General features: G+C 71.4%; 14 protein-coding genes and 1 tRNA gene. 6 read left to right on the top strand and 9 right to left on the bottom strand.

Features of this window, described 5'->3' with window-relative positions; genetic code table 11:
* Positions 1 to 12 precede the first annotated feature (12 nt).
* The 5 genes from B6G06_RS03800 to B6G06_RS03780 form a co-directional block, all read right to left on the bottom strand.
* Positions 13 to 2,025 (bottom strand): DUF1800 family protein, encoded by a 2,013-nt coding sequence (locus B6G06_RS03800; RefSeq protein WP_081171041.1) that lies wholly within the window; start codon positions 2,023 to 2,025, stop codon positions 13 to 15.
* A gap of 648 nt (positions 2,026 to 2,673) precedes the next feature.
* Positions 2,674 to 2,745 (bottom strand) — tRNA-Asn (locus B6G06_RS03795).
* A 91-nt stretch (positions 2,746 to 2,836) separates the two neighbouring features.
* Positions 2,837 to 3,451: a hypothetical protein gene (locus tag B6G06_RS03790; protein WP_081171039.1), complete on the bottom strand. Its 615-nt coding sequence runs from the start codon at positions 3,449 to 3,451 to the stop codon at positions 2,837 to 2,839.
* Positions 3,448 to 5,442 carry a DNA primase gene (gene dnaG / locus B6G06_RS03785; RefSeq protein WP_081171037.1) on the bottom strand — a complete coding sequence of 665 codons (1,995 nt, stop codon included), beginning with the start codon at positions 5,440 to 5,442 and terminating at the stop codon, positions 3,448 to 3,450. The genes B6G06_RS03790 and dnaG overlap by 4 nt, the downstream gene beginning before the upstream one ends.
* Before the next feature lie 96 nt (positions 5,443 to 5,538).
* Positions 5,539 to 6,867, bottom strand: a complete 1,329-nt coding sequence (locus tag B6G06_RS03780) for a deoxyguanosinetriphosphate triphosphohydrolase (protein ID WP_229657925.1) — start codon at positions 6,865 to 6,867, stop codon at positions 5,539 to 5,541.
* A gap of 266 nt (positions 6,868 to 7,133) precedes the next feature.
* On the opposite strand from B6G06_RS03780, the gene B6G06_RS03775 reads away from it, so the two are divergent.
* The gene (locus B6G06_RS03775) at positions 7,134 to 8,360 is read left to right on the top strand and encodes an alpha-amylase family protein (RefSeq protein ID WP_164505190.1); all 1,227 of its coding nucleotides are present in this window, start codon (positions 7,134 to 7,136) and stop codon (positions 8,358 to 8,360) included.
* Positions 8,361 to 8,573: 213 nt separating this feature from the next.
* On the top strand, positions 8,574 to 9,599 hold the full coding sequence (locus B6G06_RS03770; RefSeq protein ID WP_080463281.1) for a LacI family DNA-binding transcriptional regulator: 1,026 nt from the start codon (positions 8,574 to 8,576) through the stop codon (positions 9,597 to 9,599).
* Between the two features lie 29 nt (positions 9,600 to 9,628).
* Here the strand turns inward: B6G06_RS03770 and B6G06_RS03765 are convergent, their stop codons facing one another.
* Together B6G06_RS03765 and B6G06_RS03760 are read right to left on the bottom strand one after the other, a co-directional pair.
* The gene (locus B6G06_RS03765) at positions 9,629 to 10,840 is read right to left on the bottom strand and encodes a glycerate kinase (RefSeq protein ID WP_081171035.1); all 1,212 of its coding nucleotides are present in this window, start codon (positions 10,838 to 10,840) and stop codon (positions 9,629 to 9,631) included.
* Positions 10,837 to 12,225: a dipeptidase gene (locus tag B6G06_RS03760; protein ID WP_081171033.1), complete on the bottom strand. Its 1,389-nt coding sequence runs from the start codon at positions 12,223 to 12,225 to the stop codon at positions 10,837 to 10,839. Before B6G06_RS03760 ends, B6G06_RS03765 begins: the two co-directional genes overlap by 4 nt.
* Positions 12,226 to 12,244: 19 nt before the next feature.
* On the opposite strand from B6G06_RS03760, the gene B6G06_RS03755 reads away from it, so the two are divergent.
* Together B6G06_RS03755 and B6G06_RS03750 are read left to right on the top strand one after the other, a co-directional pair.
* Entirely contained in the window at positions 12,245 to 12,856 is a 612-nt protein-coding gene (locus B6G06_RS03755; protein WP_080463284.1) for a DUF3043 domain-containing protein, read from the top strand.
* A 74-nt stretch (positions 12,857 to 12,930) separates the two neighbouring features.
* Complete coding sequence (locus B6G06_RS03750) at positions 12,931 to 13,944, top strand: aldo/keto reductase family protein (RefSeq protein WP_080463285.1); 1,014 nt, start codon at positions 12,931 to 12,933, stop codon at positions 13,942 to 13,944.
* 56 nt (positions 13,945 to 14,000) lie between these two features.
* Here B6G06_RS03750 and B6G06_RS03745 read toward each other — a convergent pair whose 3' ends face one another.
* On the bottom strand, positions 14,001 to 15,056 hold the full coding sequence (locus B6G06_RS03745; RefSeq protein WP_081171031.1) for a quinone-dependent dihydroorotate dehydrogenase: 1,056 nt from the start codon (positions 15,054 to 15,056) through the stop codon (positions 14,001 to 14,003).
* Positions 15,057 to 15,148: 92 nt separating this feature from the next.
* Between B6G06_RS03745 and ypfJ the strand changes: the two genes are divergently transcribed.
* Positions 15,149 to 16,057 (top strand): KPN_02809 family neutral zinc metallopeptidase, encoded by a 909-nt coding sequence (gene ypfJ, locus B6G06_RS03740; RefSeq protein ID WP_081171029.1) that lies wholly within the window; start codon positions 15,149 to 15,151, stop codon positions 16,055 to 16,057.
* A 59-nt stretch (positions 16,058 to 16,116) separates the two neighbouring features.
* Here the strand turns inward: ypfJ and B6G06_RS10210 are convergent, their stop codons facing one another.
* Positions 16,117 to 16,260, bottom strand: coding sequence for a hypothetical protein (locus B6G06_RS10210; RefSeq protein WP_164505189.1), 144 nt, complete (start codon positions 16,258 to 16,260; stop codon positions 16,117 to 16,119).
* 23 nt (positions 16,261 to 16,283) lie between these two features.
* Between B6G06_RS10210 and B6G06_RS03735 the strand changes: the two genes are divergently transcribed.
* The gene (locus B6G06_RS03735; protein ID WP_240494098.1) at positions 16,284 to 16,463 is read left to right on the top strand and encodes a DUF488 family protein; all 180 of its coding nucleotides are present in this window, start codon (positions 16,284 to 16,286) and stop codon (positions 16,461 to 16,463) included.
* The last annotated feature ends 307 nt before the right edge of the window (positions 16,464 to 16,770 follow it).

The following is a 16,770-nucleotide window of genomic DNA, read 5'->3' as shown; positions in this document are numbered from 1 at the left end:
TCCCGTCTCCTCTCAGCGCAGGAAGGCGTAAGGGCTGCAGAAGCACAGGCGGACCGCGTGCTCGGCGAAGGCAGTGAGGTTCTTGTCAGTGACGGTCCACGTGTCCGCGGAGCCGGTGCCGGGCAGGCCGGCGAGCACCTCGGCGACGCCGGAGAGCTCGGTGTCGGTCCAGGCGTAGCCCGTCAGGTGCCAACTGATGCGCCGCGCCGTCTCCAGCGCGGGCTGGCCGGCGGTGATGGACAGCGCCGTGGGCCAGTCGGTCCTGCCCGACTCCTTCTTATCGCCGTCGACGGCGTTCTGGGCGCCGTTCCACAGGGCCATGGTGGTCCCCGCGGACATCCAGAACTCAGCGGTATCCGGGTAGCCGTCCACGCTCCCGTACATCCGGGGCTCGTGGCCGGCCTCCTTGATGAGCCAGCCGTAGGAGCCCAGGTTGAAGTAGTCGCCGGCGTTGACGTCCCCATGCGCGACGGCGACCTGGGCGTGCGCGGCTCGGGCGATCGTCATGTAGAACTCCGTAGGGCGGCGCCACTTCTTGCCCACCGAGGCGGCGAAGTCGGGATGAGTGAGCGCGGCCTTGACGGCGGAGGCGATGGATGTGTCATTGTCCAAGTAGGCCTTTGCGATCGCCTCCACGGCGGCGTCGGAGGGCTCATCGGCGATGTAGCGGCGAGCGATCCTCTTGGCGAGCCTGAGCGCGGTGGGCCGCAGGTGGCACAGATGCTCGACATAGCGCTTGAGCATGTCCTGACCGGCGGAGGCGTCCGTGTTGGCGTCGGAGAAGCCCAGCACGTCGACGCTCCCGACGGCGTGGTCCTCCGACCGGTAGGCGTAGCCCATGGTGGACCAGTCATTGCCGTTGCCGGTCAGGATACGGGTGGAGACCTTGACGTCGTCCTCCGAGTAGGAGTCGCGCCCCACGGTGTAGAGCTCCAGGAGCTCGCGCCCCAGGTTCTCGTTGGGGTTGTTCTTAGTGGAAGCGGTGTTGTCCAGCTCGCGCAGGAGGGCGGCACTGGTCACCGCAGCGTAGAGGAAATCGGCGTAGCGGCCCAGCGCGTGCTTGCGCAGCAGGACGTCGAACTCCGTGATGAAGGGCTCTCCCTTGCCGTGGATCGGGACGTAGACGTGGTCCGCCATCAGCTCGACGACGGACTCGGCCAGGACCCTGTTGCCGAAGCGCATCCGGGTCAGGGCGGCGTTGATGACCGACGGCGAGGCCTTGGCGGAGTGGTCGCCGGTGATCTGCTTGATCTCGAGGGCGGAGAGCTGGGACCACCCGTAGTGACGTGAGACCAGGCTCTCGGCGTAGGTGTCATCAATGCCCTCGGGGGCCAACTGCCCCTCGATCCAGGCGGTGGCGCCCATCGACTCGATATCGGAGACGATCTCGGCGGTGGCGGCGATGGAGGCGCGTCTGGCGAGGTGCCATGCCGAGGAGGTGCGCAGCTGGAGTCCGGGGGCGAGCTCGGAGCAGGCCACGAGGTCCACTGTTCCCGGAGCCTTGCGGTAGACATCGAGGGCATCGGTTTTGGCCATCTCCGGAACGCTCCCACTGCCGGAGGAAGCCGGGGCCTCGCCGATGTTGGCTCCGCTCGCGGCGCCCCGGTCGGCGCCGCCCGTGCCGCCCCGGGCCGTTGAGGGGGCCTGAGCGCCGCCGTCGGACGCCCCGGGGCCGTCGGGGGCGCTGCCCGCGCCCTGCGCCCCGCCGGCGCCATCGCCGCCATTCGCCCCGCTGCCCGCAGCGGAGGAGTCCGGACTGGTGTCGCCGGTGTCCCCCTCGTTGCCCCCGGCCACGGTCCGCATGAGGCAGTCCGGCAGAGCCAGGGGGCCGCCCTCGCCCGGAGCCGGCCCGCCGGTGGGCGTGGAGAACGCATCACCCCCCGGGCCGCCGTCCCGCAGCAGGGCGCTGAGCCCGCCAACCGCGCCGACCGCCGCCGCGCTCAGCGCAACGCGCCGCGATCCGAGGAGGCGGGCGGTACTGCCTCCCACGTGACGGGGGCCGGCTGGAGCGGGGCCATCGCTCATCGGATTCTCGCCCGGGCTTTCGGCTCGAGGCACGAGTTCCCTCCTGTGTCGTCATGACGCCGGTCAGTGGCGGAGAGCCTCCTCCCTCACCGCCGTCCAGCACCACTGGGTCGTGCTCCCCATGTTAGACCACCCTCACTAGCGCTTTGATCAGTTATTTTTCAGGTTCCATCGACCAAACCACCAGATAGGCAGTGGTCTCACGCGCGCACTGGCGCTCTCACCTGCACTTCCGCATCCCGGCGAGCAGGGGAGACGATCACATGGGTGGGGGATGACTCATAGAGGTGTGAAGCGCATCCTTCGCTCCCGCAGTTCGGCCAGCGGGCTGATAGGACGGGTCGCGGCGCCCGCTCGCCACTCATCGTGAGCAGCACTGGGACGCCCAGGGCAGCGCTCCCCGCGATGCTCTCAACGGCCCACCGATGCCACAGAGCGCCAAGCACTGCCCTCAGCGGTCAAACGACGCCCAGGATGAAGCCCGCGCAGCGCAGTGGCGGCACGGCGCACCGGCCCTGGCAGAGCCTGAGACGGTCTCCAGGCGCCCGTGGACGACTCGCCAGCCAGTCCCGACAGTCACGCAGGCCCTCGGCCCGCCGAAGAGGACGACGCGAAGGGCCCCGGTCCTTGGGACCGGGGCCCTATGGGCTCCCGCGGCTGGACTCGAACCAGCAACCGTCCGATTAACAGTCGGATGCTCTGCCATTGAGCTACGCGGGAAAGGCGCTGAGCGCGGATTGAACTCTAGCAACCCCGAGCCGGGGCGTCGAATCGCGCCGCGCCCGTGAATGCGCGCCAGAGCAAGGCAAAGTCAGCGTGTGTCCAGACCCACACTGTCGCAGGCCTCCCGTAGAAGAGCCTCGAGCTCGGCGCGGTCCTCCGCCGTCGCCGCACTAGCGGGCTCCGGGGAGGCGACGGCGGAGAGGGCCCCGTCCGCGCCCCGTCTGATAGTGACCCTCGCCTGGGCGCCGCTGGGCAGGATCCTGGTGACGAGGTGGACGAGAGAGGCCTCCACGCGCTGGCGCAGCGCTCGGGCGAAGCGGTCGACGGCGACGGGGCGGGCCGCGCCCCCCTGCTGGATCCGGGCGGGGACCGTGAGGGATAGGCACCGCTCGGGGGCGTCGGAGAGCGTGAGGGTGAAGGCACGGGCCTCGGCGTCCCAGGAGCCCTTGTCGATTCGCTCCCAGGGGTGGTCGGCGGCCAGGGCGTCGGTCGACACGATGACCAGCCCGCTTGCCATGGCGACGGCCCAGGACTCCCCCGACTCATCGATCGGCACGGCCCCCAGGAGCCTGCCCGCCGGCAGATTGGCCCGGCAGGGAGCGGGCAGGCTGGCGGGCGTGAGTCCCCTGCGGCGCCAGCGCCGCCGGCGCCGCCGCTCCTCCTCATCGCGCCCATGGGATCGGGGCCAGCGCGCTGAGCTCATGCGCGCTGCCCGATCCGCAGGCGGCGGCGCTCCAGGCCGGTGATCGCCTCGAAGAGATCCCGGTAGCCCTCGTCCTCGGGGCTCATGCGCCGGTGCCGAGCACGTAGCTCGGCCAGGCGGCGATTGATATCGAGCCGCACCTGGGCGGCGAGCACCCCCTCGGCGTAGCGGCGCACCGCCTCGGCGTCGAGCTCAGGTGATTTGCCGCGCGGCGCGGGCAGCGGCAGTGGGGCGACAACGAGCTCGGTGATGGCGGAGTCGACAGAGGCGATGGCCCCGCCGCGCACGAGGTCGATCCAGTGGCGGATCGCACGGGACTGGGCCTCGCGCGGCTCCATGCCGGCGACGCTGGCGCTCTCGACGAGACCCGGCACTGCGATGGTGCCGCCCGCGGCCTGCACGGCCTCGAAAACTGCGCGGTGGATGGGGAGGGTGAAGGAGGCCGGGGTGATGTCGTCGGCGCCCGCCCGCTCGGCGACGAGCGGCATCTGCAGGATGACCTCCAGGGCCTGGCGCTCCAGAGCGACCACGGGGTCATCCGCCGTGGGAAGTCCCGGGCGCGCCGCCGTGGCCGGCTGCCCGCCGTCCTCTGGGGGCGGATCCTCGATGCGCCGGGCGCGGCCCTCGTAGGCGCGCACGGCGGCGCGGGCCTCATCGTCGGGCATGCCGACCCAGCCGGCTAGGCGCCGCGTGTACTCGCGGCGCAGGGCCCGGTCGCGGATCCCGGCGACCACGGGCGCCGCGGCCCGCAGCCCGGTCACACGCCCCTCGGCGGTGTCCAGGTTGACGCTGCCCAGGGAGGTGCGGATGACGAACTCGAACAGGGGGATGCGCCGGGACAGCAGGCGCTGAATGGCCTCGTCGCCCTCTGCCATGCGCAGGTCGCAGGGATCGTAGCCGTGGGGGTCGACGGCGACGAAGGTCTGGGCGGCGAAGTGCTGGTCCTCCGCATAGGCTCGCATGGCAGCCTTCTGACCCGCGGCGTCACCGTCGAAGGTGAAGATGATCTCACCGCCACGCACCCGGTTGCCGGAGATGACGCCCGCGGAGGGATCGGCGATATCCCCCAGCAGGCGGCGCACGATCCGCACGTGCTCACTGCCGAAGGCGGTGCCGCAGGTGGCCACGGCGGTGGGCACGCCGGACAGGTGGGCGGCCATGACGTCCGTGTACCCCTCGACGACGACGATCGAGCGCTCGCGGGCGATGTCCCGCTTGGCGAGGTCGAGGCCGTAGAGGACCTGGGCCTTGTGGTAGATGGCCGTCTCCGGGGTGTTGAGGTACTTGGGGCCCTTGTCCTCGTCGGACAGGCGACGGGCCCCGAAGCCGAGCGTCGCACCGGTGACGTCGCGGATGGGCCAGATGAGGCGGTCGCGAAAGCGGTCGTAGACGCGGCGGCCGTCCTGCCCCCCTTGGGAGCACAGGCCGGATTCCACGAGCTCGGCCTCGGTGTACCCGGCGTCGCGCAGGCGGCGAGCGAGGTTGTCCCAACCGGCGGGGGCGTAGCCGACGCCGAAGCGCTCGGCGGCGAGGCGGTCGAAGCCCCGCGAGGTGAGGAAGTCCCGACCGTGCTGGGCGGCGGGGCTGGCGAGCTGCTCGACGAACCAGGCCTCGGCGAGACGGTTGGCGTCCAGGAGGCGCTGCCGGGTGCCGGGCTCGACGCCCCGGCGCACCTGTCCGCCGCCCTCCTCGTAGCGCAGTTGGACGCCGACCCTCCCCGCGAGGTACTCGACGGCCTCGGTGAAGGGCAGATGGTTGATCTTCTGGACGAAGGAGATGACATCCCCACCCTCGCCGCAGCCGAAGCAGTGGTACATGCCCACCTGGGGGCGGACGTGGAAGGAGGGGGTGCGCTCGTCGTGGAAGGGGCACAGGCCCTTGAGCGAGCCGACACCGGCGGGTTTGAGGGTGACGTGTTCGGCGACGACCTCATCGATCCGGGCGCGCTCGCGCACCGCGTCGATGTCCTCGCGCTTGATCAGTCCCGCCATGGCGTCATCCTACGTCCGGGCCTTGACGGCAACGGACCGGGCGCGCGGGGGCGGGGATGGAGGCGCGGCGGATCCCGGGCCGCGCGCTCCTCGCGCTCACAGCCCATCGGGGATCTCGGAGAGCAGCCCGCAGATGCGGGCATGCCAGGCGCGGGCGGAGGTGTCGGTCAGCGAGGCGATTTGGTCGATGACCGCCCGGGCGCGCCCGGCGTCGTCGTCCGCGGCCCGCCAGAGTCCGGCGAAGATCGGGTCGAGGTGCTTGTCCCCCGACTCCAGGAGGGCATCGGCCAGGTCGAAGATCTCGGTGCGCTGGATGAGGTAGACGCGCTCGTGCTCCCGGGGGGCCATGACGTAGCGGACGGCGGCGCCCTTGAGGACGAGGATCTCGGCGGCCGTGGAGGCGGGGATGACGAGATCCGCGGCGTAGCGGGTCAGCGGGCCATCGCCGGCCACCTGCCTGGTGGCCGCGGCCACGGCGCCGACGAAGCGGCCGATGAGCTGGCTCGTGAGGTTCTTGAGGGCCGCGGCGTCGGCGATGCCATGGTCGTAGGAGTCGATCCAGTACGGGGCCCCGGCCAAGCGCTCCCAGGCGGCACCGAGCTCATCGGCACTGAAGGCGGGGCCATACCAGGCCCGTGTGGCACCAATGATGCCGTCGATCTCACCGGGGCGGTCGAGGGACCCCGGGTCCATGCGCCCCAGCGCCACGGCGTCCTCGACGTCATGAACCGAGTAGCCGATGTCGTCGGCCAGGTCCATGATCTGCGCCTCGATACAGCGCCGCCCGGCCGGGGCGCCCGCGCGCATCCACTCGAAGACCTCCCGGTCGGTGTCGTAGACGGAGTACTTCCGAGCGCTCTTCCCCTCCGGCCCACCAGGCCCCTCCCCCCTGGCCCAGGGGTACTTGGCGACGGCGTCGAGACTGGCGCGGGTGAGGTTGACCCCCAGGCCGCGCCCGGTGGCATCGACGGTTTTGGGCTCCAGGCGGGTCAGGATGCGGAAGGTCTGGGCGTTGCCCTCGAAACCGCCGATGGAGCGGGCCACCTCGTCGAGGGCCCTCTCCCCGTTGTGCCCGTACGGCGGGTGGCCCAGATCATGGGAGAGGCAAGCGGCGTCGACGACGTCGGGATCGCAGCCGAGCTCCTGCCCGAGCGCCCGGCCCACCTGCGCGACCTCCAGGGAGTGGGTGAGACGGGTGCGCACGAAATCATCCGAGGCGGGGCCGAGCACCTGCGTCTTGGCTCCCAGGCGGCGCAGGGCGGAGGAGTGCAGCACGCGGGCGCGGTCGCGCTCGAAGGGGGTGCGCTGGGGGTTCTTCGCCCGCTCCGGCCAGAAGCGCTCGGCATCCTCATGGCTGTAGCCCACTGCGCCGGCGGGGGCCGGTAGCAGGGGGCCGCTGTCATCGCTGCGTGCTGGCGGGGTCATCCACCCAAGGTAGCGCACCCCCGGTGCGGGGTTCGAGCCAGTCGGGGCGCGGTGTGCCCGCGGCGGGCAGCGCGCCGATGAGCATGTGACAAGACTCCTGCCAGGAGAGATCGGGACGACCTGCGCCAAGGGCTCGGCATTGGTATGGTCGGTGCACCCGAGGCATCCCGATCCCCGACGGGCCCTCTCCTTACGATCTAATTCTATCCTTGGCGCGCTGCCGGGTCGATGCCGCGCTCGCGCTCGGCGGAAGGAAGCCGGCTGTCATGACGACGACAACCCTGGTCCATCGTCCCCAGAGCGGTGATCGCGATTGGTGGAGAGGCGCCCAGATCTACGAGATCAACGCCCCGGTGGTCGGCCAGGTCGATCATGACAGGGCCGTCGGCCTGCTGGACCATGCCCAGTCGCTCGGCTCCGACGGCATCCTCGTGCGCCCCAGCCTCCTCGGGCTGAAGGACCCCGGATTGGAGGACCTCCGCCGCTTCTCCGAGGCCGCCCATCTCAGGGGTCTGCGGGTCATCGCCAGGCTCTCGGGAGCCCTGGGGCCGGTCACCGGTCGGCACGCGCATGACGACAACCCGCTGACAGCCGGTCATGAGGCCCTGGGCCCCGGGCTCATCGAGCGAGCGGAGGGCTTCATCGACGCCGGCGTCGACGGCATCGATCTGGGCGCGATCCTCCCACCGGAGGTCAGTCAGGAGACCGATCTCGACCTACTGAGCCGGACCTGCGCGGAACTGCTCATGCTCGTGAGCTCCTCAACCCCTGATGGCATCCTCGGCGCGGACGTGACCGCGGAGTACGGGGACAGCCTGCGCCACCACCTGCAGAAGGACTGGTTCCACCATCTGCGCAATGACAGGCTCTTCCTCACGCGCTGGGACGCCGACTCAATCGCCCGGCATCTGAAGGCCTCGCTGGAGGAGTACGAGCGCTTCGGCGCCCCGCCCGCCTGGCGCGTCATGCCCCCGTACCGCTATCACCCTGATCTCGAACCGAGTGACGACCGCCGCTGGTTCGTCACGGACCGCGCCACGCGCCTGCGCCGTGGAACCGCGCTCCAGACGCTCATGCTGGCACTGCCGGGAGCGGTGTACCTCCGCCAGGGGGACGAGGTCGGCATCCTCGACGATGACAAGGACGACAGCCCGATGTCGCTCCTCCAGGAGGTCACTCGTCTTGCCGACGAGCAGGGCGATCTGCTCGGCTCCCCGGTGGCAACCGTCCGCCACGCCTCCCATCTGCGGCGGGAGAGGCAGCTCCCCCACGCCCCCATGGCCTTCGTCTCCGGGATGGAGTGGTGCCCGGATGACGCCCTGTCGATCCTGGTCCGGGACATGCTCGTCCTGACCAACACCACCAGCACCTCGATCGGCCTCCCGGAGCACGCCGAGGTGCTGCTCGCCTCGCATGAGCTCGCACATACTGATGGTCGCCTCATCGTGCCCCCCACGACCACGGTGTGGTGCGTGGCGGACACCGTCGCCTGAGCCAGCCCGCCGCCCTAGTCCACGACTTCCGCCCCACGGCATGGCGAGCGGGTCCGTCATCCTCCCCAGCTCCCCCGCCCGCCGGTTCCACGGGCGGTCCTCATCTCGGCGGGCGGCGCCGAATCGTGAGCATCCCCGGGCCAACGGGACGTAGAGTCATCCCAGAAACCAAGCATCGGCTCAGGCCGATCACCCATCCGCGAAGGGGTAGCAGTGGCGCAGCGCATCACGCTGACGGACATCGCCGAGCAGGCCGGTGTCTCGACGGCGACCGTCTCCCGCGTCCTCAACGGCAAGTCGAACGTGGCCGACGAGACCCGGCGGCAGGTGCTCGCTGCGCTCGACGTGCTGGGCTACGAGCGCCCCGAGTCGGTGGACAACCGTTCCCGCGGCCTCGTCGGCCTCATCGTCCCCGAGCTCAGCAACCCGATCTTCCCGCGCTTCGCCCAGGAGATCGAGCAGCTGCTCACCCCCAGCGGGCACACCCCGGTGCTGTGCACCCAGACACCCGGCGGGGTCAGCGAGGACGAGTACATCGAGATGCTCGTGGAGCGGGGCGTGTCCGGCATCGTGTTCGTCTCCGGGCGGCACGCCGACACAACGGGCAGTGTCACCCGGTACCAGAGGCTGCGATCCCGGGGCGTGCCCCTGGTGACGCTCAACGGCAACGCGCCCATGATCAAGGCGCCCGGGTTCACCACCGATGATCGTGCCGCCGCGAGGATGGCTGTGGAGCACCTGGCCAATCTCGGGCACCGGAAGATCGGATTCGCCACCGGTCCCGCGCGCATGGTCCCCGCCGTGCGCAAGCGCGCCGGCTACGAGGACGCCATGCGGGCCTGCTGCCCGGGCGAGGACCTTCGGATCGCGGAAAGCCTGTACACCTATGAGGGCGGGGCGACGGCGGGAACCGCCCTGGCGGAGCAGGGATGCACCGGCATCATCTGCGGGTCGGACATGATGGCGCTGGGCGCGATCAAGGGGATCCAGTCCACCGGCCGCGAGGTCCCCACGGACATCTCCGTCATCGGCTACGACGACTCCCCCCTCCTGGCGATGACGCATCCGCCGCTGACAACGGTCCGCCAGCCGGTGGAGGCCATCTGCCGCGCGGCCGTGTCCACGTTACTGGCCGCCATCAACGGTGAGAAGCCCGTGGACGCGGAGATGACCTTCATCCCCGACCTCATTGTGCGGGGCTCGACCGCCATGGCCCCTGGGATCGCCGTGCTGCGCTGAGGCGACGGCGCCTCCCCGCGCTCCGGGGCTCAGCGGGACCACGTGCGCGCCAGGCGCTCCCCCATGCCCTCCAGGCCCCGGGCAATCCCGGGGGCGCCACCGTCGAACCACCGCTCACCGCTCGCCCCCGCTGGGGCGAGCGCGTACTGGGAGACGATGCCCACCCCAGCGAGCTCACCGCGGGGAACGGCCGAGAGTCCCGCCACGAGAATGGCGGGCAGGGCGAGGCGCGAGGCCGCCGCGCCGACCGCCTCGGCCACCGAATCGGCCAGGATGCCGTAGGCCTCCCCGACGGCCGTGACGAGCAGGTCGGCCTCCTCCGCGGCGGCCCCGAGGCCCAGGAGTCCCGCCGCCACGCGGGCGCCCGGCAGGGCCCGGGCCCCGAGCGCCCGCAGGATCATTGCGGCCCCTCCCCCGGCGCCCGTTCCCCAGGCCGAGGGGCGCAGCCGCCCATCATGGCTGCCCCCGGGACTCGCCCCTCCACCCGCAGTCGGGTCGAGCAGCAACCTGGGGGCGGGATGATCGCTGGCGAGAGCGGAGATGAGCGCCGAGGCATGGGAGCAGGCCCGGCGGTCGAGGTCCTGCGCCACAGTCGGGGCGATGCCGGTGAGGGCGGTCAGCCCCTCCCCCGCCCCGCTCATGCCGCCCAGGGGCAGGGTGTCGGCAAGGGCGAGAATGATGCTGCGCCCGGACATCCGGCTACGGGCCCGCTCGGGCCCGCCGAGGGCGTCGAGCAACCCGGCGCCGCCGTCGTGCGCGGCGGTGCGCGCGAGCCCGACGATGAGCACGTCGCCCTGGTGGGCGCGCTCCAGAGCCTGGCGCAGGGCCTCGCCGAAGCCCCGTGTGCTGCCGTGCTCCGCCTCGCGGCCCGCCTCATGGCGATCGGCGGGGACGGGGGCGATGCTCGCGGCGTCGAGGATCCATGTGGTGCTCGGGGCGGCGGGTCCCGTGCCCGCGCCGCCCGCGGGAGCGAGACGGAGGAGATCAGCCTGCCTCGTGCCTCCCAGAGGTCCCGGGGCTTGGAGGATGGTCCGGCTCTCGACGGCGCTCGGCCGGATCACGGTGGTGAGCCCGGGGCCGCCGTCGGGGATCGGCAGGAGCGCGAGGGCATCGTCCGGGCGGGCGCGTGACCATCCGCGGGCCAGGGCCTCGGCGACGTCGCGGGCGCCCAGTCCGAGCTCGGTGATGGGTGCGCCGCCGGGCTCGGGGCTCATCGGCCCCGGGGCGAGGAGGACCCTCATGCCTCGATGGCACCGCCCAGGCGCGCCAGGAGGAGGGCCTCGGAGACGACGATGCGCTCCAGGTCCCCCAGGTGCATCGACTCGTCCTCGCTGTGCGCGCGGGTGTCCGGGTCCTCGACGCCGGTGACCAGGACCTGAGCGCCCGGGAACGTGGACTGGAGAGTGGCGATGAAGGGGATGGAGCCGCCCTGGCCGATGTCGACGGCCTCAACTCCGAATCCGGTGGTCAGGGCCCAATGGGCGGCGCGGCCGGCGGGGGTGTCCGAGGAGCCGTGGAACGCGGGGCCGGCCTCGCGCCCGGTGACGGTCAGGCGAGCGCCGAAGGGCACGTGGGACGCCAGGTGGGAGGTGAGCGCCTCGATCGCCGAGTCGGGGTCCTGCCCGGGGGCGATGCGCATGGAGATCCGACCGGTGCACGAGGGGGCGAGCACGTTGCCGGAGCGCTCCAGGGGCGTGACGTCCATGCCGATGACGGTGATGGTCGGCTTGGTCCACAGTCGAGCGGTGAGGTCCCCGGTGCCGATGAGCTCGACGCCGGGCAGCACGCCGGCGTCGGCGCGGAAGTCCTCCTCGGTGTACTCGGGGAAGTCGGGGGCGGCGGCCGACTCACTGACCAGGCCGGGGACGGCGACGTCGCCCGCGTCGTCGTGGAGCGTGGCCACGAGTCGGCACATGGTGGTCACGGCGTCGAGGACGGGACCGCCGTACTGGCCCGAGTGCAGGGCGTGGTCGAGCACGTCGATGCGGGCATCGACCTGGACGACGCCTCGCAGCGAGGTGGTGAGCGCCGGGACCCCGACCCTCCAGTTCGAGGAGTCGGCCACGATGATGACATCGGCGTCGAGCCGGTCGCGGTGGGCGGCGAGGAAGGCCTCGAAGGACGGCGAGCCGACCTCCTCCTCGCCCTCGATGTACACGGTGACGGAGCAGGGCAGCTGCCCGCCGCCGAGCTCGCGCAGGATCCGCAGGGCGTGGGGGTGCGTGACGACGCCCGCACCGTCGTCGGAGGTCCCTCGCCCGAAGAGGCGCTCCCCCCTCCGCTCGGCGACGAAGGGGTCGGCCTGCTGCCAGGCGGAGGGGTCGCCGACGGGCTGGACGTCGTGGTGGGAGTAGATGAGCACGCGCGGGGAGCCGGCGGGGCCATCGGCGTGGGCGAGGACCGCGGGGCGTCCGGGCGTGCCGTCGGGGCAGTCCACGCTGGTCACCTCGGCCTCCAGCCCGGCATCGCGCAGGAGGGAGGCCACGTGCTCGGCGGAGCGGAGCACCTGGGCCTGGTCGTGGCTGGCCGCCGAGACCGAGGGGATGGCCACGAGATCAGTCAGGTCGGAGACGATAGTGGGGAAAGCATCGCGCACCGCGGCGCGGATCGAGTCGACTGCGATCATGGTTTGCAGGGTATCGCGGATGAGCCGTTACCCTGAGCCGGTGAAGCTCTTCAAGAAGGACGAGGCTCCCGCTCCCGAGCCCGAGACGACGCCGTCCAAGGCCGGGCGCAAGGGCCGCCCCACCCCCAAGCGCAGGGATGCCCAGGCCAGGCGCCTGCACCCGGTGGTGCCCACGGACCGGAAGGCCGCCAAGCGCGAGGCCCGGGCGAGAAGGGACGAGGCGTGGCAGCGCCAGCGCCTGGCGATGGAGACAGGGGATGAGCGCTACCTCCCCTCACGGGACAAGGGACCGGTCAAGCGCTACGTCCGCGACTACGTCGACGCCCGCTTTTCCATAGGCGAGTTCTTCATCCCCGTGGCCTTCGCCGTTGTCATCCTGAGCCTTTTCGGGCAGTCGATGCAGCAGCTCATGCTGTGGCTGATGCTCGGCCTGTACGCGCTGACGTTCATCATGATTCTCGACGTCATCGCCTGCTGGCTCATCCTGCGCCGCCGCCTCGACACCAAGTTCGGCCGCGAGGCCTGGTCGTCCCAGGGCCGGATCTTCTGGTACGTCATGTCCCGCTGCGTCTCCATGCGCCGCATGCGCCAGCCCAGGCCGCAGGTGTCCCGCCGCCAGTACCCGGAGTGATGACGCGCCGGCTCAGTTCGCCATCGGCGCAAGAGTCCTTCCGCCGCGGCGCGCCCCCGGGCTAGTGTCGACGCATGGTCACCTACCGCCACTTGGGCTCATCTGGACTGAAGATCACCGAGATCGCCTACGGCAACTGGCTCACCCACGGCTCGCAGGTCGAGGCCGACACTGCGATCGACTGCGTTCATACCGCGCTGGACCTGGGGATCACGAGCTTCGACACCGCCGACGTCTACGCCAACACCGCCGCCGAGGAGGTCCTCGGGCGCGCCCTGTCCGGGCAGCGCCGGGAGTCCCTGGAGATCTTCACGAAGGTCTACTGGCCCATCGGCCCGAAGGGCCCCAATGACGTGGGGCTGTCCCGCAAGCACATCATGGAGGGCATCAACGGCTCGCTGAGGCGCCTCGGGGTGGACTACGTCGACCTCTACCAGGCGCACCGCTACGACTACGAGACCCCGCTGGAGGAGACGATGCAGGCCTTCGCGGACGTGGTCCGCGCGGGCAAGGCCCTCTACATCGGGGTCTCGGAGTGGACGGCCGAGCAGATCCGCGCTGGCCAGGGGCTGGCCTCTCAGATGGGCTTCCGCCTGGTGTCCAACCAGCCCCAGTACTCCGCGCTGTGGCGGGTCATCGAGGGCGAGGTCATCCCCGCCTCCACCGAGCTGGGGCTCGGGCAGATCGTCTTCTCCCCCATGGCTCAGGGAGTCCTGTCCGGCAAGTACCTGCCGGGCGCCGAGCCGCCCGCGGGCTCGCGCGCCACGGATGGCAGGGGTGGCAAGGACATGATCTCGAGGTGGATGCGCCCCGAGGTCCTCACCGCTGTCCAGGCACTGCGAGGCGTGGCCGAGGAGGCGGGCCTGACCATGCCCCAGCTCGCCATCGCCTGGGTCCTGCAGAACCCCGCCATCTCGGCGGCCATCGTGGGAGCCTCGTGCCCCGAGCAGCTGAGGGACACGGTGAGGGCCTCCGGAGTCGTCCTGGATGAGTCGATCATGAAGGCGATCGACGCAGCGCTCGGCGACGTCATCATGCGCGATCCGGCCCGGACCCGCACCGTCTCCCCCAATCCGCGCCCGGCCTGATCGGGCCAACAAGTCCCGTGCGCCGCCCCCGCTCCCCTCCGGTGGGAGAAGACGCCTCAGCGCACGGGGCGGCGGGCGTGGGAGACGGCCAGGGCGCGGTTGATGCGGCCGGGCCAGGCCGGGCCGTTGTAGATGAAGGCCGAGTAGGCCTGGAGGAGGTCGGCACCTGCCTCGAGCATGAGTTCGGCGTCCATGATCGAGGAGATGCCGCCGACGCCGATGATCGTGGGCCCCTCCCCCAGTCGCGCGCGCAGACGGCGCACCACCTCCAGGGCCCGGGGCAGCAGCGGCGAGCCGGACAGGCCCCCCTCGCCCAGGTCATGGGCAATGGTGGTGTTGGTGGCCACCACGCCGTCGAGCTCCAGTTCGCGGATGAGGTCGGCGACGGCGTCGATGTCCTCGTCGGCCAGGTCCGGGGCGATCTTGACCAGGAGCGGCACGCGCCTGCGCGCGGCGGCGTCCCCGGCCTCGCGCACGGCGATGAGGATCGGCCTGAGGGACTCCACGCTCTGCAGGCTGCGCAGGCCGGGGGTGTTGGGGCTGGAGACGTTGACGACGAGGTAGTCGGCCCAGCGGGCCACCCGGGAGGCCGAGTAGCGGTAGTCCTCGACCGCGTCCTCGAGCTCAGTGGCCTTGGTCTTGCCGATATTGGCGCCCACGACGATCGAGCGACCCCGCGGCGTCGAGCGCAGGGCGCGCAGGCGGCGGGCGGCCTCATCGGCGCCGTCGTTGTTGAATCCCATGCGGTTGCGGATCGCGCGCATCTCGGGGTAGCGCCACATGCGGGGCTTGTCGTTGCCGGGCTGGGCGCGGGCGGTGAACGTGCCGACCTCGACGAAGCCGAAACCAAGCATGTCCAGGCCCTCGACGGCCCTGCCCTCCTTGTCCATGCCCGCGGCCAGGCCCAGGATCCCGGGAACCGGGCGGGCGAAGGGGCCGCCCTGGGAGGCGCTGGGCACGGGCAGGCTCGGGCGGCGCCCCCACATCTGGCGCACGACGTCCCGCACGATGGGAACGCGCCCGGTGACCTCGATCGCATCCATGCAGATGTCGTGGATGACCTCAGGATCGATTCGCGTCAGCACGGTCTTGTACAGCAGGTCGTAGAGCACGTGGCCAGCCTACCCGGGCTCTACCGGTACTCTTGGTGCCGTCCCGCGCCGGAGGACCAGTCGTCCGGCTCCCGCACCGCATCGGAGGAACCGTGTCCTTCAACTCTGGCATCGAGCTCGACCCCGATCGGGTCTCGACACGATCGACGGGGCGCCGCGGCGCCGCCATCGGCGGCGGATCCGTGGTCGCGGTCATCGCCGTCATGCTGCTCTCCCAGCTCACCGGCGTGGACCTGACCGGCCTGGTGAGCCAGGACGGCGGCGGGGGCGCCGCCCAGACGGGCTCATCATCGATCGACACCTCGATGTGCACCACTGGCGAGGCCGCCAACACGTATACGCAGTGCCGCATGGTGGCCACCGCCGAGTCCCTGGACGCGGTATGGGGCGAGCAGTTGCCCGCCCAGGATGGGCGCGCCTACGCCAAGCCCGACTTCGTCCTGTGGAACGGCAACCAGGTCTCCACCGCCTGCGGGTCCGCCAGCAGCGCCGTCGGCCCCTTCTACTGCCCCGGCGACTCCACCGTCTACCTCGACATGTCCTTCTTCTCCGACATGGAGTCCCAGCTCGGCGCCAATGACACGCCCCTGGCCGAGGAGTACATCGTCGCCCACGAGTTCGGTCACCACATCCAGAACCTCCAGGGCACGATGAGCAAGACCGACCGCTCCGGCACCGGCGCCGACTCCGACTCCGTGCGCACCGAGCTCCAGGCGGACTGCTACGCCGGCACCTGGGTCCACTACGCCTCCACGACCATCGACCCCGAGACCGGCAAGCCCTTCCTCAACAAGCCCGGCGACGAGGAGATCCAGACCGCCCTCGACGCCGCCTCCGCCGTGGGCGACGACCACATCCAGCAGCGCTCCGGGGCCGGCGTCGACTCGGACTCCTGGACGCACGGCTCCTCCGAGTCCCGTGTGCGCTGGTTCAAGACGGGCCTGGAGCAGGGCGACCTCAGCGCCTGCAACACCTTCGCCGTCGACGCCTCCCAGCTCTGAGTGCCCTCAGGGCAAGGTGGCGGATCCCGGGCGGCGGGGCCGAGCCGCCCTGACCGCGCTCAGCGCTCCCAGTGCTTGATGACGCGGCTCAGCATCACGCCGAAGGTCGCTCCCGTCGCCACGAGGTAGGGGCCGAAGTCCTGGCGCACGAGGTTGCCCAGCGGCTTCTCCGCGATAACGATGAAAGCGGTGGACGCCACCATCCGCGTCGCCCTCTCCCCGGTACATGGACGGTGACCCGCCCGAGGAGCAGTCGGCGCCGTCGACCGGGCTGCGCCGGGCCTTCCACTCCGGGGGCCTGCCGTGGCCGGAGTTCGTGGAGGCATACCGGGCCGAGCTGACCGACGAGACGGCCGCTCGGGGCGCCGTGGCGCATCTGCGCGCGTTGGCGCTGCGGGAAGGCTGACGATGCTCTTCGCGGGTTATGACCACGCGCGGACGCATGCGCGTGTCCTGCGCGAGGCGGTCATCGGGGCGCCCGACCCGCGGCTACCGTAGCCAGGCGCGATACTGCGCCGGCCCTAAGACGGCCCCGGGATCGGTCCTGGTCCGGCGCGGGCCGGCTTGGGAGCAGAGGTCGCGCGCCCGCAGCGCCGCCATCCGCAGTTTCCTCATGGAGGCTGCAAGCAGCGGAACGCTCGTCGGCGGCCGGGTCGAGAGCGCCAGGGCCTGGGGCGCGATGGGAACCACCGCCCCGGTGAATCAACGACCGC

It is taken from the genome of Actinomyces gaoshouyii (assembly GCF_002076915.1).
Lineage (GTDB): Bacteria > Actinomycetota > Actinomycetes > Actinomycetales > Actinomycetaceae > Actinomyces > Actinomyces gaoshouyii.
This window is presented reverse-complemented; position numbering and strand designations above follow the sequence as displayed.

Bases quoted from the DNA above. Each gene is read 5' to 3' on its own strand.
- B6G06_RS03800 (WP_081171041.1), bottom strand. From the start codon at position 2,025: ATGAGCGATGGCCCCGCTCCAGCCGGCCCCCGTCACGTGGGAGGCAGT.
- B6G06_RS03755 (WP_080463284.1), top strand. From the start codon at position 12,245: ATGAGCCGTTACCCTGAGCCGGTGAAGCTCTTCAAGAAGGACGAGGCT.
- B6G06_RS03790 (WP_081171039.1), bottom strand. From the start codon at position 3,451: ATGAGCTCAGCGCGCTGGCCCCGATCCCATGGGCGCGATGAGGAGGAG.
- B6G06_RS03775 (WP_164505190.1), top strand. From the start codon at position 7,134: ATGACGACGACAACCCTGGTCCATCGTCCCCAGAGCGGTGATCGCGAT.
- dnaG (WP_081171037.1), bottom strand. From the start codon at position 5,442: ATGGCGGGACTGATCAAGCGCGAGGACATCGACGCGGTGCGCGAGCGC.
- B6G06_RS10210 (WP_164505189.1), bottom strand. From the start codon at position 16,260: ATGGTGGCGTCCACCGCTTTCATCGTTATCGCGGAGAAGCCGCTGGGC.
- B6G06_RS03780 (WP_229657925.1), bottom strand. From the start codon at position 6,867: ATGACCCCGCCAGCACGCAGCGATGACAGCGGCCCCCTGCTACCGGCC.
- B6G06_RS03765 (WP_081171035.1), bottom strand. From the start codon at position 10,840: ATGAGGGTCCTCCTCGCCCCGGGGCCGATGAGCCCCGAGCCCGGCGGC.
- B6G06_RS03735 (WP_240494098.1), top strand. From the start codon at position 16,284: ATGGACGGTGACCCGCCCGAGGAGCAGTCGGCGCCGTCGACCGGGCTG.
- B6G06_RS03760 (WP_081171033.1), bottom strand. From the start codon at position 12,225: ATGATCGCAGTCGACTCGATCCGCGCCGCGGTGCGCGATGCTTTCCCC.
- B6G06_RS03750 (WP_080463285.1), top strand. From the start codon at position 12,931: ATGGTCACCTACCGCCACTTGGGCTCATCTGGACTGAAGATCACCGAG.